Source organism: Chloroflexus sp. (assembly GCF_034432675.1).
GTDB lineage: Bacteria > Chloroflexota > Chloroflexia > Chloroflexales > Chloroflexaceae > Chloroflexus.
In genome coordinates this window covers 1-14,283 of record NZ_DAOUBI010000013.1, presented here as the reverse complement: position 1 = coordinate 14,283, position 14,283 = coordinate 1, and the positions used below count along the sequence as shown (strand labels likewise).

The window sequence follows — 14,283 nt, the reverse complement described above, 5'->3', positions numbered from 1 at the left end:
TGGGCAGCGCTGCCATTTGTTGCGTCTGCACCAACTACATCACGCCTGGTTGTCCTAGAAACTTCTGCGGATGACTGGTCATCTGATAGCGCGCTACAGGCACTCCCTCCTGCTGGAGTCGAAGCACCATCTCATTGACCATCAGCAGTGTTTCATCAAGCGTTGGGCCGCACAAGCCTGTAGGGCAGCACATGGGAGGGTCATAAAACTCTACTACAGGAGCAGTCGCATCGGTCACACCGTCAGAAGCTGCTACTGAAGGCAGACTGTTGATGTCCATTGGTTCAATCTCCATCGAACTAATTCAGAAAAAAATCAGGTTGTCACCAAAATATCTTTGGTACGCACAACATTGGACTGCGGACAACACGCCGGGTGACGATCTTTGATGCGCACCAGGTCAAAGAATGCGTTGAAGGTCGTCATGAGCTCGGTGAGTGCTGCCTGGTTCAGTGAATAGTAGATCCAGCGCGCATCGACAGCATCCCGCTCGACATCGACCAACCCCACTTCACGCAGAATGCGCAGGTGATGAGAGATTAAGTTGGGCGCCATTTGCAGCGCATCGCTGAGTTCGCAGTTGCACTGCACTCCTTCACGCAATAGCGCCACGATTCGCAGTCGGTTGGGCTCACCCAGGACTTTCAGCTGCCGCACCAGCCGCTCGACGACGGCGCTGTCCAGGATAGCCGCCGGATGGTCATAGGTTGTGTGGTCTTTTTCAGGAGAGAGAGCTTGCATCTATTGTTCATCAGATATGTCAACGCCCATTGAAATAACTGATAAGATCATACTGCTCGACTTCAATCTTGTCAAATACCGTTTGTGCAATAGTAGCTGTGCGACAAAGAAAAGCTATCCTGGGATAATAGGATGGCTTCAGGGTGGTGCGAGTAGACCAGATGCGCAGGATGTTTGCGCCCTGCGATCAAGCTCAGTGGTTTAGCGGCTATCGTGGAGTCTGCTCTCTGCGCACATCGGGTATAATCTGTTCGTCTTCGTATGTGCGACACTGATATTAGTGTGGCTTCCTTCATTGTAACCATTGCGATGGCTTTGTTATTGCCCGCACCGTTTGGCCTGATACTCGGTGTCGATCATCCGTTGACGTGCGAGCTGCGTGCAGTGGCCTGGGTGATTGGACTGGCTGTGATAATGTCACTCTTGCCGATCTAGACGACACTGCATTATCGGTGGCGCTTGAACAGGTACAATGGCCGTGATTTGGTCCGGCAGATACAACAGGCGGGTCTGGTTGAGAAAGCATTGCAGTAGTACAGGCATATCTCTCTATGACAACAATCAGTGTGATCAAAGTCAGTGGTCACGAATTGGATGACCTAACCTTCCTCAGCGGTTTAACTATGGCGCTGCGCACGTTTCAGCAACCGCTCGTCCTTGTCCACGGTGGGGGCAAAGAGATCAGCGCGGCAGTCGAACGGGCCGGTTTGCAGATTGAGTTTGTTGATGGCCTGCGCGTGACATCGCCGGCAGTAATGGACATTATGCAGATGGTGGTCTGCGGTACCATCAATAAGCGGATCGTCACGGCCCTGGTGAACGCCGGGGTCAAAGCGATAGGGCTGAGCGGTCTCGATCTGGGGTTACTGCGTTGTGAGCCGTACCGCCCGGCAGGGCGCGATCTTGGACGTGTCGGGGAGGTAACCACGGTCGATGGTGCGGCATTGCGTCATCTGCTGGCTCTGGGCTGGATACCGGTGATTGCCCCAGTCGCTCTGGGGGCTACTGATGGTCTCAGCTACAACGTCAATGCCGATATGGTTGCGGAAGCGGTGGCCGGTGCACTGGCGGGGGCCGAACTGGTCTTCGTCAGTAATGTCCCTGGCGTACTGGTTGATGGCAACGTCGTGTCGACTCTCACCCCGGTTACAGTCGAAGAACTGATTGCGAATGGTGTTATATCCGGCGGGATGATCCCAAAAGTACGTGCGGCATTAGCAGCGCTCCAACGTGGCGCCAGCAGTGTGCGCATTGTCAATCTGGCCGGTCTGCACGACGGCGGTACTCGTTTTACCCACGGAGAATTGTCTGAATGAGTGACCAACGCAATGTCCTCTCGCTCTTTCACGATCTAGGGCCGGCGGCACGGGCAGACTTGACTGCGCTGTTGCAGGTTGCCTCGTATCCATCCGGGCATATCTTTCATCTTCCGAATGAAACCGGTACACACGTGTTTTTCTTACAGCAGGGGCGCATACGGATTTACAAGGTATCGCCTGAAGGGCGGGCACTTACACTGCTGGTACTGCATCCGCCCGGTCTGTTTGGTGAAATGGCCTTGATCGGAGCCGGGATGCACGACACGTGTGCCGAGGCGATGACCGATTGTACTGTAGCCCGCATCGAGCGGGAAGCACTGCGCAATTTTCTCAGTCGCTACCCTGCCGCAGCAATTGATCTGATGGAATTGATGGGGTCACGCCTGCGCACAATGGAGCAACGCCTGGCCGATATTGCCTTCAAAAGCGTACCCCAACGCCTGGCCGCACTCTTACTTGATTTGGCTGGTGATCCGACGGATGATACTACACCGATGAAGATCGTTCGCTATACCCACCAGCAACTAGCCGAGATGATCGGTGCCTATCGCGAGACGGTTACCAAAGCCCTGGGTGATATGCGCGAAGCGAATCTGATCCAGGTCATCGACGATGCCATCATTCTGACCGACCTGGCTCAGTTGCGCCGGCTGGCGTCGTGAGCCACCGCTCGCGCTTTGTCGTAAGGGCTTCAGCCCGCACGAGCCGGGGGTGGCACCTCTAGCCCCGCAGGGACTTTCCCGTCGTGAGGCAGGGCTTTAGCCCACCCGACCTCAATCGCACCTAAGCCGTCCGTCGCCGCCAGCGCTCGCGGAGCATGGTGAGCGTATTGCGTTGATAGTAGAGCCATTCGATCAACAGCACGATTAATGCGACCAAAGCCAACCAGCGCCAGATCTCTTGCCGGCCATCCCGCTCACGAACGACCGTGCTCTGCGCACCGCTGATCTGTGGGATGCTAAGGTCGCGACGCGGTTCGATCCGTGATTCATTGGGCGCAAAGAGATTGACCGCGAAGCGACGACTGGCAATGACTTCATTTCCGCGCCGCTCCTCCAGCGTATACACGCCGGGAACGTCGGTATTGGTGTAAAAGGTTTGATTCGTCTGCACCTGCACCTGGCCGTCGCGTGAGCTGACGACGCGCCCATCCGGGCGGATGATCCGAACCTCTTCAATACTCGGATCAACCGGCGCTACAATCGGCTGCCCGGTGGTCAGTTGGACGCCACTCACCGGCAAGAGATACTCGATCATGTTCGAGAGGAGTAACGGGAAGGCAATGTTGAGCGGCAGGTCTGACAGGTGCAGGTCGAAGGCCAACACCACAATCCGCCGCCCTTCGCGCTCTCCGGCCAGCAGGAGGGGGCCGCCATCGCTATCAACGATGACCCGCGCCCATGTGCCGGGGACGATGCGCGGTGCGCGCAAGATGTTGACATCGTTCAAGCGCACGTTGCGCAGGAGGGGATCTTCGAGTGTCGCTGGCCGAATGAGCGGAAAGTCAAATTCGCCAGTGATTGAAAAGAGTTCGGTACTCTGGAGGGGGCCGATGAAGAGCAGGTTCCCCGGTGGCAGTTCGGCGGGTGTGACGCCGTCAAAGATGGTGAGTGGAATCTCTGCCGCACTCTCCGTGAAGGTGGTGGTCGTAGTCGGTGCCTTCACGACCTCGATGCCGGGCAGCAGAGAGAGCGCGGTTTCAAGGAAACGATTGCCATCGCTGACCAGCCGCACGCGCACCGTTTCACGTTGTGGGCTAACGGCAAAGGCGCGATCATCAACCGGCAAAGCATCGCCGTTTTCGTCGAGCCGTGCCTCAACAATCGTGACGGTAGCAGGGATGGACTGAGTCAGGCTCTGCTCACGACCCGGATCGATGGTCAGGTCAATCGCAAAATCGAGCCGACCATCAAGATAGATCGATAGCCGCCGAGTCACCGGACGACCACCGTAGTTTGTGGCCTGGACGAACAGGGTTTGCTCGAAGGGGCCGGGCTGAAGTGCAATCGCGTTAATCGCCACATTATCGGTTGCCCGGCCAATCGGAAAGTACCGCACTCGCGCTGGGACGCGCAAGCCATCAGGAAGAGTGACATTCCCGTCGGAAATAATCGCTACTTCGCTGTCGGGTTCCCGGGCCGCGAGGGCTGAGGCCAGGGTAAGGGCCTGGGTCAAGTCGGATTGATTGCTGTAGCTAGGTTGAATCTGTTCAATAACCCGACGTAGCTCGCGGCGGTCGTTTGACGAGGCGATAGGCGCTTCCATCTGACCGCCAACCGTAATAATCGTGGCCCGGCCATTATCGGGAAGCTGGTCGATCAATGCGATAGCCTGGCGACGGGCCGCTTCCAGGCGCGTCGGTGGTTCGTCGGTCGCCAGCATACTGGCCGAGCGGTCGAAGATGATGATCAGGTTTGAGCCACTGATACCAGTTACGGGTAGGAAGGGACGGGCCAGGGCCAGCACCAGTAATATCATCAGCAGCAATTGCAAGAGCAAGAGCAGATTCCGGCGCAGTTTCTGCCACGGTGCATTGGCTTCGATGTCACGCACCATTCGTTGCCAGAGGAAGGTAGACGAGATCACGCGCTCTTCCCGGCGTAACTTGAGCAGATACATGGCCACGATGATTGGGCCAACAATTGCTGCACTGATTAACGCTAATGGTGCCAGAAACGACATAGACCTTACCTGTGCATATCGGTATGCGGTCTGCACGCCGTGCGACCGTGATCCGTAATCGGTGTATCGGGAGTAAACGGAGCATCGCCCCGGGCAATCAGATCGTGCAATTCGGCTAGCGCTGCACGTAGCGCGGCATCGACATTTGGTTCGGTTTGGGCAAGCCCCCGTGCTTCGTATTCAGCCAGATCGGTCAGTTCAACCCGCCGGCGGTCGGCGCTGACAATCAGGTCGATCTCTAAATCTTCGGTTTCGATGGTGGTGCCGTCAATACGGGCGGGACGAGCCATATTGCAGTACCAGCCGCGCGTTGTGCCGTCGGGCTGCTGTACGCGGAAGATGTTATACCAGCGATTGATATAAAACGTCTCGATCATCACATCTCCCGGCTCGATACTGAACAGACCGAGATCGACACGTCCCAACCGCCACTCGGCCCGCACGGTCACACTCTGATCATCGCAGGCGATCACAGTCGCTGGATAGCGAATGATCTGACCCTTTGCCGGTTTGATCAGGCACACTTCAATCATCGCACAATACCAGCTCGTCGTAGTTGGGCGAAGACAAACTCTTCAATCGGTACAGCGGTATTGACCGACACGTAGCGGATGCCGCGGCCACTGCAAAAGGTTTCGATTTCGTGTTGCCATTCGCGCAAAGTGTCACGGTAGCGCTGAAGTACATCGAGATCGGCACTGATTTCAACCGCCGGCATCCCTTCGCTATCAACCAGGCGAATATCACCTTCGATAGGGGGATCAATCTCTTGCGGCGACAGGATGTGCATAATGGTTATCTCAAACGGTCGCGCCGTCAGTGCCCGTAGTGCATCGCGCCAGCCTGGATCAAACAGATCAGAACAGAGCAAGAGCGGCCCGGCGCTGCGAGCGGTCTGGAGATAGGTGCGGCAGAACTGGGTCAGATTGGTCGTACTACCGACTTCCAGCCGCTGCAAAAACTCAAACAGGGTAATGGCACCGCGCTTGCCGCGAATGCCACTCACCGCCGCCGGGCGGCCACCAAACGCAGTAACATTCACCCGGTCAAGATTATTCAGGGCAATGTAGCCGAACGTTGCGGCAATCTGGCGGGCGTAGTGCAGTTTTTCCGGATCGCCCCAGGCCATGCTGCGACTGGTATCGACCAGCAGATGAACATTCAGCTCCTCTTCGGCCACAAACAGTTTCAGGTAGAACCGTTCGGCCCGGGCGTAGAGATTCCAGTCGATCTGCCGGATGTCATCGCCAGTCGTGTAAGGACGAAAATCGGCAAACTCGACCGACGAGCCGCGTTTGGGGCTACGACGTTCACCCTGCAGATCGCCCGCCATCGCCCGCCGGGTTTGCAGCGCCAGCCGATCTAACTTGCGCAAAAAAGCGGTTGTCAGCAACGGCCCAGCCATCACTCTTCCTTCACCGCTTCCAGAACCCCCTTCACCACGTCATCAGGGCTGACGCCTTCGGCCTGGGCCTCGAAGTTGAGCACCACGCGATGGCGGAGTGCCGGCAGCGCAGCCAGGCGCAGATCGCCAAAGGAGACGTTGTATCGGCCATCGAGCAAGGCCAGGATTTTACCGGCCAGTATCAGGGTCTGCATACCACGGGGCGAGGCGCCGTAGCGCACATATTGCTTTGTAATCGCCGGTGCATCCTTGCTCTCCGGGTGGGTGGCCGTGATCAGGCGGGCGGCATAGCTCAAGACATGGCTGGCAATAGGAACGGTACGGGCCAGCTCTTGCATCTGGATAATCGTCGCCCCATCGGCGACGTGGCGTGCCGTTGGCTGGCGCGCCCCGGTTGTACGCTGAGCAATCTCAACCAGTTCCGCCGCCGAGGGGAAGGCAACGTTAATCTTGAAGAAGAAGCGGTCGAGCTGCGCTTCCGGCAGTGGATAGGTACCTTCCATTTCGAGCGGGTTCTGCGTTGCCAGCACGAAAAATGGCTTCGGCAGTTGATGGATCGTCTTGGCAACGGTCACCGTGCGCTCCTGCATCGCTTCGAGCAGCGCCGATTGGGTTTTAGGGGTTGCTCGGTTAATCTCATCGGCCAGCACCAGATTGGCAAAGATCGGTCCCGGCTCAAAGCGGAACGACTTATGACCGTGGGCATCTTCACTGATCAGCGTCGTTCCTACAATATCCGCCGGCATCAGGTCGGGTGTAAACTGGATACGCGAAAACTTACAATCGATCACATCGGCCAGCGTGCGCACCAGCGTAGTCTTCGCCAGGCCCGGCACGCCTTCGAGCAGCGCATTGCCACCGGCCAGCAGCGTGATAATGACCTGTCGGATCAGATCGTGTTGGCCGACAATCACCTGAGCAACTTCAGCTTCAATCTGCTGAGCACGCTGCCGAAACTCTTCCGGCGAGAGGGTTGTCGTGGCCTGGGGAGCAACAGTCATGCAGTTCTCCTTCTACGGTTCAAGGCGCGAGAAATACTCGCGGACAAGGTCTTGCAGATAAATCGGGACACTGCCACGCTCAAGCGCTTCGGTAGCAGTGCGTTGATATTCGGGGAAGATCTGCTCGTAGGGCACCACAGATGGGTTATTCATGCCACTCTGCTGGCCCTGGCCCGGTCGTATCTCACTATTGCCGCCACTTCCCTGTTGACCGGGAATAAAGTCGGGATCACCGGTTTGCCCGGATGGGCGGAAGGGCTGGTAGACCAGATCGCCATTACTGCCCTGCCCCTGCTGCGACGCCGGGCGGTTGGGATCGGCATTCCCCGGCGCATTACTCTGTTGCTGACCGAGATTATCGGCGGTCGATCCGCCACCCTGACCGGGCTGATTCTGCCCCTGGCCCTGACCGGGCTGACCCTGCTGGCCCTGACCGGGCTGACCCTGCTGGCCCTGACCCTGCTGATTCTGCCCCTGGCCCTGCTGGTTCTGACCGGCCTGTGCCTGCTGACCCTCACCCTGCTGCGCCTGCTGGCCCTGACCCTGCTGTCCGGCCTGGGCAATCTGTTGACGGGCGGCCTGGGTGTTGGCAAGTGCTTGCTGAACAGCCCGTTGATCGGTGACGGCATTTTGTGCGTTAGCGACCTGCTGACTGGCTTGCTGCAACGCCTGGGCTGCGGCCTGAGTGTCGCCACGTTCGAGGGCCTGAGCTGCATCTTGCAGAGCCTGGGCTGTTGCCGGATCGGCAGCGGCCAGTTGGGCAGCCTGCTGGGCCAGTTCCTGGACGAGAGCTTCACGCTCCGCCGCGCTCATTTGATTGAGGCTATCGGCCAGGCTTGCGAGCTGCTGACGTAACTGATCGAGAGTCGGACGTGGCGTCGTCTGATCATTCGAGAGCTGCTCAAGCCGCCGGGCCAGTTGTTCGAGCGCTGCCTGGCGCAGATCGGTTTGCGGATCAAGCTGCTGGCGGAGCCTCATTTCAGCCTGAGCAATATCGGCCAGGGCTTCCTGGCGATCACCGGGATTGCGGGCCAGCTCCTCTTGCAACTGACGCAGAATCTGTTGTAGCTCTTCACGCTGCTCCGGTGTCAAATCTTGCCGATTCGCCAGTTCCTCTTCGAGCGCAGCCAGTTGCTGATTCACCTCTTCAATCATCTCGGCAACCGCCGCCCGTTCGGCTAAAATCCGATCCATCGGGTTGGGCAAGGTCAACAGGGCCAGCATGGCCAATGCCGGCAGCAACGCCCACAACAACGGACGGCGCGGGATGGTGAACCGAATCTGGCGCGGATGCAGTTGTCTGACCAAAGCGCTGGCATCGGCCTGCTGGTAGGGTGCTAGCGGCGTATCGGCACCGGTTTCGTGCAGTTCAATCGCAGTGGAAAGGCGTTCATGCAGATTGAGCAGGAGATCGATGCGTTGAGCTGCCCGACGTGGGGGAAGCGGCTTCAACAACACAAAGCCGATCATCACCACCAACCAGATCACCAGTGGCGTCAACGACCACCAGACCAGATGGGGAATAGGCGTTATCCAGCCGGCAGCAGCCACCAGCGCACCGACGGTCAAGGCCAGCCAGAGCGTGCGACTGGCCAGCACCAGACCATCGTTAATCCGCAACTTTATGCTCAGCGGGCGCAAATGCCGGCGCAATACCTGATAGGGCAACGGATTAATTGCCTGCGTCATTGTCTATCCTTCCTGCGGCGGTAGCAGTCATACCAGTATCGTACCACACACGTATGACGCCGCAGCCCCCGCGCCGGTTCCGGGTTTGGGATTCCTTTTCCACCTGGAGCGTTCTTCCGGATCGTCCTTCACCAGTTGCATCATATGGAGTCTGGATACCACTGCATTCTACCGGGCAACCGTCGTCAGGGAACCGTCGCTCTATAACCACCACTGTCGGGATGGCTGAACGGAATGCCGGTAGCCGCTGCGAGCGGTTCACCGGTATCCAGCATCACCCTAACAGAAGTATTGACAGCTATTCTTTACGCCGCCAGACGTGGCGTTCAACCACCTGACGCACCAGTTCACCACGTTCCCAGATTTCAACGACCCGTTGACTGACAATCGTGGTCGTCACACTTATCGGCGCTGAGACAGCCGGTGTCGTAATCGTCGGTGTCGTCACCGTCGTGATCGGGGCTGCCGTCGACGCATCTCCTATCCGGCGCCGGAGCCATGCCCGCCCGGCTTCAACGGCCAGCGTCGCCACACCCAGGGCCAGCGCTGTACCGAGTTGTCGTACTTGTGCCGGCGTCAGTGCCAGTGGAAAGGTGCGCGGAGCCAGTGCCGCCTGATCCTGCGGAGCGAGCGCATCGGGTTCGGTGAGCGCCGCGCCGCACGCGCCGCAGTACCGATTTTCAAGCGGGTTGCCATGGCGACAGGCTGGACAGATCCGTTCAACCATATGCTCACCTCGTCATCCGTGATAGTCAATTGTCGGCAAAACAGTAGCGACGTTTGTGTGTCGCGGTGCTTGTATTATACCAATTTTACGCTGCGGTGGCAGGGAGCAGACGCCACGCTGCGGAGGACGGGGCGACTCATGTCAAATCTAGCAGCGTAACCCAGGTTGCTACCTTTGTCACCACAGAGGCACGGAGGACACAGAGGATGGACATAACTCGAGTTACTATCGTGAGGCGTAACGTAGCGCGTCTACAGGAACTGGCTGCTACCCAAATCAAAGTACGCTGCACGATGTTGTGCGCAGCGTCGTAATGTTTATCGCGGCAGTTAGCCTCACGTTGCCTGCTCACAGCATAGGTGGCAACCTGGGTTTGTCCGGTGTGATGTACCACCCTCCAGCGTGAGGCAGCCGTCCTTTCACGTCCGGCACTACGGTGCCGCTTTTTGGAGTGCGGCAGCCATGCTGCCGCATCCACCGACCTCTGTACCGGATGCGTAGAGCAGTGCCACCATCCCATCATATCAACTGCTACAACGCAATCATCACTGATGTCACGCATCAATGTTCATCCACACTGCCATCCCCGTGACCGGCTCAGCAACCGCTCCGCCATGCGCCGGATTGTAAGCAGGGCTGGCGCGGCAGCATGACTGCCGTACTCCATACAACGCACCACGGGCAATCCTGACCGGCAACGGTATTCACGCCAAAACGTGACGAACATTGCTGGGGACGGATGACACCACCGGGTAGGGGCGGGTTCCAAACCCGCCCCTACCCCGCCGTCCACCACCTACCGACGATCCCTTCGCCCCGCCACCCGTACCTGCACCACCGGTTTCGTTTGCGGTGAGACCTTCTCGGCAAGCTGCGGATCAGCCGCGAGCAGACGGCTAAGCAGTTCGTCAGCGGAAATGTCCGGATCAACGACCTCGATCCTGGCATCCTCAACCACAATCACCACAACCGGCGGGGCAGAAGCGGGTGGATTTGCCGATGCTTTATCGCGCTGCCTGACTCGTTCAGCGATAACGCTAACAATAGGCGCAATAATCCCACTGATCATTGCCACCAGAATATCCTTATTGGCTGCGGCACCCTCAGCAATCTGGCGGATCAGCTCGTAAACATCACCACCCATCGCGCCGGTGTAGACCGGTTGGAGAACAACCCCCCGACTGCGCAGATCGGCAAGAACCTGGTCGGCAAAGGCACTGACACTCGCCGGATCGGGGCTGGCTGGATCGCTGTCTACGAACTCAACCTGAACCGTAACCTGATTGGACATATCAAAGCTCCTCGATCAATCACCAACCATCAGCGACGCCTGAGCGCCGGCAATCGCTGCAAACCTCGATACAACCATCGTCGTCCGCGCAGCCGGGCATTGCGAAGCGTCGGCAGTACCATAATCCTGGGCCAGAGCAGCCCAAGCGCTGCACCGCCGGCAGCCAGCGCATACACCATAACGGGCGACAGATCAACAGGAGCAGGGCCAGCAGGTTCAGGAACAGCAGCATAACCAGCCAGCCGACCTGAACGCGCCAGAGCGCCCGTACCACACCGGTTGCTTGCCGCCAGCGGAAATAGCCAACGGCACCGAGTGCAAGCACTAACCCGGCACCGATCAGAGCGATTTGATCGGGCAGCACAAACCAGGTAGCACAGCGCAGGCCACAGCTTCCCAGATCACCTTCCAGACCAGCCAGCTTCGTGCAAATCGGGTCACGAATGTCTCACGATGGCGGCGGCCCAGCACTGCCTCTTTGATGTCCAGCGCTTCTTCGTAGTAGCGGCGGGCGGTGGGGTAGTCGCCTTCGGCTTGCGCGACATTCCCCAGTGCGTGCAGGGTGACGGCGGTCGCACGATGGCGGCGGCCCAGCACTGCCTCGAAAATCGCCAGCGCTTCTTCGTAGTAGCGGCGGGCGGTGGGGTAGTCGCCTTCCTCCCGTGCAACAGTATAGCCAATCGTTGGGTACCTGTCACCCGTAGCGCCGCATAGATTTCCGGGTAAGGTTCTGACTGGAACCTGTTGCAAAAAATAGCTCCTGGAAGTTATCTTATTCATTCCTGACCGACGCTATGAGCGTGATGGATCCACACAGCATTCTTGTGACCGACCGGGTCTACGGTGTAACACGCGCCGGTCGTGAGCACGGCTGCCGCACTCCATACCGAGCGACACGCGCCCGGCACGAAGGACGGCTGCGGCGGCAGCATGGCTGCCGCACTCCACACTGTGCGACACGCGCATGACGAGCGGGCAAGGCAACCAATTCGGCGGTGATGGCACTGGAATGGGTGTCAGCCATCCGCGCTGCCTGCCGGCAGTCTGGAAGAGGGTAGCAACGCAGGTTTTGCCTATTCTCTATGCCCTGCGTGCCTCTGTGGTGACAAAGGTGGCAACCTGGGTATGAAATATGCTCTCATGAGGCTACGCTGTCGTCTTCGGTTTCGCATTGGGCACGAAACGGGCCAGAACGATGCCCACTTCGTAGAGGAGGTACATGGGCAAGGCCAACAGCATCAGGTTCACCGGATCACCGGTTGGGGTAATAAAGGCCGCAATAATAATCACAATCACCAGCGCGTACCGGCGGTACCCGGCCAGTTGGCGGGCGGTGGTCACGTTCAGATAGGCCAGCACATAGATGATGATCGGCAATTCAAACACGATCCCGTTGATTAACAGCAGCATCGAGACCGTTTCCAAAAAATCGGATAAGGTCGGCTGGGTCTGGATCAACGGCGAATCGGAAAAACCGATCAGGAATTGCAGCGCGACCGGTGTGGTAACGAACCAGCCGAATGCGATCCCGGCCACGAAGAAGAGGGTAACGAAGGGTAGCGCACGAAAGATCAGGCGTTTCTCGCTATCGGTAAGACCGGGGATAATAAAGGCCAGAATCTGATAGACGATGACCGGCATGGCAAGAATCACTCCCACCAGCAAAGCCACCTTCATGTAGCTGGTAAACTGCTCGGTGGTACCGACCGACTGAATCGGGGCAAACCGGTCGTTGATCGGGGCAAAGGTCAGGATCAAGATGTCAATCAGCTTAATCGGTCCCTGCGGCCAAACGGCGACAAAGCCCAAAATCATCCCGATCAGCACGGCAATACCAGACTTAATCAGCCGGCTCCGCAGCTCGATCAGGTGCTCAACCAGGGTCATTGAAGCATCGTCGGCCCGATTGGCTCTTGCCGGTCGCGTGGTCATGAGGTTACCGTCTCCTCTGTTGCAGGTGAAGCAGGTATCTGCGGTTGCCAGTGTTCATCAAGCAAACCACGAGCCTGTAACTGAAAGACAATGGCCTGCAATTCAGCAGCCAGACTGTTCAGCCGGTTGAGCAAGTCACGCAGTTCATCGGCAGAGATGAGTGCTGGCGCAGTGTCGCTTGGGGTGAGCAAAGGTACCTCTGCTGCCGGAACGTGATCCTCTGCCGTGGACATCACCGGCTGCTCCTGGAGCTCAGGCGATGGAGTTGCAGAGGTTGTCCCCGGTTCAGCCGGTGCGGGTGCCGATTCGGCAAGCAAGGCACGGTCTTCCTCAGTAATCGTTTGCACAACCGCCGAAGCTGATGGCGAAGCCACTGCCGGTGTCGCTGCGGGCACAATTGGCTGGGCCGGCGGTCGAATCACCGGTTTGGCAGTGGTTGCGGCGTCATCAAGCACACTTTGCGCCTGTTGCCCAACGGTTTTGACGTCGTCGAGTACACTTTGCGCCTGCTGACCGGCGGTCTTAACTTCGTCTAGCGCACTTTGCACCTGCTGACCGGCGGTCTTAACTTCGTCCAGCGCACTTTGCACCTGCTGACCGGCGGCCTTTACCTCATCGGCGAGCGCCTGCATATCATTACGCACATCGAGTTGATTGCGGGTACGCACCAGCTCATCGCGCAACTGGGCAATCTCGCGTTCAAACTCGCTGCGCATTTCATTGATCATCTGCAATTCGGGTGACTGTTGCTGCCAGGCCAGAAACTTTGCCACCTGCTTACCGGCAAAGCGCCCCAACTCCGGCAGGCGTTCTGGCCCGAAGAGCACCAGAGCAAGGCCGGCGATCAGGATGAACTCAAAGAGATGAACGTTAAATATCTCCATACGACCCCGTGTGATATCGGTGCCGATCCATTTAGTCATATCTTACCACAGGAAGCGGAGCTGTGGATTGTGGAAGGGACGGGATCACCCCCACCCCAGCCCGCTGCCGCTGGGAGCGGGAGAACGCCCTCATCCCCGGCCCCGCTCCCGTGCTACGCGAGTGGGGAGACCAGCGAGCTGCACTGGGGCGTCCTGATGCAATGACGGTGGGTTCGTTCTTCTGTTCTGTCCGTTCCTCCCCCCCAGCGGGGCTATGCATTACCCACATGTCACGCTGCGTTAGGCCGGGCTGCAAGCGCTCCCCGTGGCGCAGGCTTCTAGCCTGCGTGCAAGCATTCTCACCACCGCCGGCAGGTGCTGGCCGTGGCCGCTGGTTCGTAGGCACGAACCTGGTACAACTAAACATCTACGCGCAGGGATCGCATGCATGCCTGACCGACTCGATGATCGGCACGAGCACATTCAGCACTCCCGTGACCAGGATGGGGAACAGTATGCCACGCGCCGGATGGTGAGCACGGTTGGTGCGGCAGCCATGCTGCCGCACGCCATACGAGGGCAAGCCGGGCTGGAAGCGGGATCCCTGCCGGTGTGCGGGATGAGAACGCGATT

At 58.4% G+C, this 14,283-nt stretch carries 16 protein-coding genes and 1 pseudogene; 4 read left to right on the top strand and 13 right to left on the bottom strand.

Going from position 1 to position 14,283, the window contains the following annotated elements; all coding sequences use genetic code 11:
* Positions 1 to 34 precede the first annotated feature (34 nt).
* Together VAE55_RS01300 and VAE55_RS01295 are read right to left on the bottom strand one after the other, a co-directional pair.
* Positions 35 to 280 (bottom strand): arsenic metallochaperone ArsD family protein, encoded by a 246-nt coding sequence (locus VAE55_RS01300; RefSeq protein ID WP_322814025.1) that lies wholly within the window; start codon positions 278 to 280, stop codon positions 35 to 37.
* A gap of 35 nt (positions 281 to 315) precedes the next feature.
* Positions 316 to 741, bottom strand: a complete 426-nt coding sequence (locus VAE55_RS01295; RefSeq protein ID WP_322814024.1) for a metalloregulator ArsR/SmtB family transcription factor — start codon at positions 739 to 741, stop codon at positions 316 to 318.
* A 282-nt stretch (positions 742 to 1,023) separates the two neighbouring features.
* Between VAE55_RS01295 and VAE55_RS01290 the strand changes: the two genes are divergently transcribed.
* From VAE55_RS01290 to VAE55_RS01280, 3 genes are all read left to right on the top strand, one after another.
* Complete coding sequence (locus VAE55_RS01290; RefSeq protein WP_322814023.1) at positions 1,024 to 1,176, top strand: hypothetical protein; 153 nt, start codon at positions 1,024 to 1,026, stop codon at positions 1,174 to 1,176.
* A gap of 116 nt (positions 1,177 to 1,292) precedes the next feature.
* On the top strand, positions 1,293 to 2,057 hold the full coding sequence (argB, locus tag VAE55_RS01285) for an acetylglutamate kinase (protein ID WP_322814022.1): 765 nt from the start codon (positions 1,293 to 1,295) through the stop codon (positions 2,055 to 2,057).
* Positions 2,054 to 2,722, top strand: a complete 669-nt coding sequence (locus VAE55_RS01280; RefSeq protein ID WP_322814021.1) for a Crp/Fnr family transcriptional regulator — start codon at positions 2,054 to 2,056, stop codon at positions 2,720 to 2,722. Before argB ends, VAE55_RS01280 begins: the two co-directional genes overlap by 4 nt.
* A gap of 121 nt (positions 2,723 to 2,843) precedes the next feature.
* Here the strand turns inward: VAE55_RS01280 and VAE55_RS01275 are convergent, their stop codons facing one another.
* From VAE55_RS01275 to VAE55_RS01225, 11 genes are all read right to left on the bottom strand, one after another.
* On the bottom strand, positions 2,844 to 4,742 hold the full coding sequence (locus tag VAE55_RS01275) for a BatA and WFA domain-containing protein (RefSeq protein WP_322814020.1): 1,899 nt from the start codon (positions 4,740 to 4,742) through the stop codon (positions 2,844 to 2,846).
* Between the two features lie 5 nt (positions 4,743 to 4,747).
* Positions 4,748 to 5,275 carry a DUF402 domain-containing protein gene (locus VAE55_RS01270; protein ID WP_322814019.1) on the bottom strand — a complete coding sequence of 176 codons (528 nt, stop codon included), beginning with the start codon at positions 5,273 to 5,275 and terminating at the stop codon, positions 4,748 to 4,750.
* On the bottom strand, positions 5,272 to 6,147 hold the full coding sequence (locus VAE55_RS01265) for a DUF58 domain-containing protein (protein ID WP_322814018.1): 876 nt from the start codon (positions 6,145 to 6,147) through the stop codon (positions 5,272 to 5,274). The genes VAE55_RS01270 and VAE55_RS01265 overlap by 4 nt, the downstream gene beginning before the upstream one ends.
* Complete coding sequence (locus tag VAE55_RS01260) at positions 6,147 to 7,148, bottom strand: MoxR family ATPase (RefSeq protein ID WP_322814017.1); 1,002 nt, start codon at positions 7,146 to 7,148, stop codon at positions 6,147 to 6,149. The genes VAE55_RS01265 and VAE55_RS01260 overlap by 1 nt, the downstream gene beginning before the upstream one ends.
* A gap of 12 nt (positions 7,149 to 7,160) precedes the next feature.
* Complete coding sequence (locus VAE55_RS01255; RefSeq protein WP_322814016.1) at positions 7,161 to 8,837, bottom strand: hypothetical protein; 1,677 nt, start codon at positions 8,835 to 8,837, stop codon at positions 7,161 to 7,163.
* Positions 8,838 to 9,135: 298 nt separating this feature from the next.
* The gene (locus VAE55_RS01250) at positions 9,136 to 9,564 is read right to left on the bottom strand and encodes a zinc ribbon domain-containing protein (RefSeq protein ID WP_322814015.1); all 429 of its coding nucleotides are present in this window, start codon (positions 9,562 to 9,564) and stop codon (positions 9,136 to 9,138) included.
* A gap of 796 nt (positions 9,565 to 10,360) precedes the next feature.
* Positions 10,361 to 10,855 carry a hypothetical protein gene (locus VAE55_RS01245; protein WP_322814014.1) on the bottom strand — a complete coding sequence of 165 codons (495 nt, stop codon included), beginning with the start codon at positions 10,853 to 10,855 and terminating at the stop codon, positions 10,361 to 10,363.
* A gap of 19 nt (positions 10,856 to 10,874) precedes the next feature.
* A complete protein-coding gene (locus VAE55_RS01240; protein ID WP_322814013.1) occupies positions 10,875 to 11,219 on the bottom strand; it encodes a hypothetical protein in 345 nt (114 codons plus the stop codon).
* The gene (locus VAE55_RS01235; RefSeq protein ID WP_322814012.1) at positions 11,195 to 11,605 is read right to left on the bottom strand and encodes a tetratricopeptide repeat protein; all 411 of its coding nucleotides are present in this window, start codon (positions 11,603 to 11,605) and stop codon (positions 11,195 to 11,197) included. Before VAE55_RS01235 ends, VAE55_RS01240 begins: the two co-directional genes overlap by 25 nt.
* A gap of 396 nt (positions 11,606 to 12,001) precedes the next feature.
* A complete protein-coding gene (gene tatC / locus VAE55_RS01230; protein ID WP_322814011.1) occupies positions 12,002 to 12,787 on the bottom strand; it encodes a twin-arginine translocase subunit TatC in 786 nt (261 codons plus the stop codon).
* Complete coding sequence (locus VAE55_RS01225; RefSeq protein ID WP_322814010.1) at positions 12,784 to 13,671, bottom strand: twin-arginine translocase TatA/TatE family subunit; 888 nt, start codon at positions 13,669 to 13,671, stop codon at positions 12,784 to 12,786. The genes tatC and VAE55_RS01225 overlap by 4 nt, the downstream gene beginning before the upstream one ends.
* A 427-nt stretch (positions 13,672 to 14,098) precedes the next feature.
* Here VAE55_RS01225 and VAE55_RS01220 point away from each other — a divergent pair.
* A pseudogene (locus VAE55_RS01220) lies at positions 14,099 to 14,283 on the top strand (hypothetical protein); the annotation flags it as partial.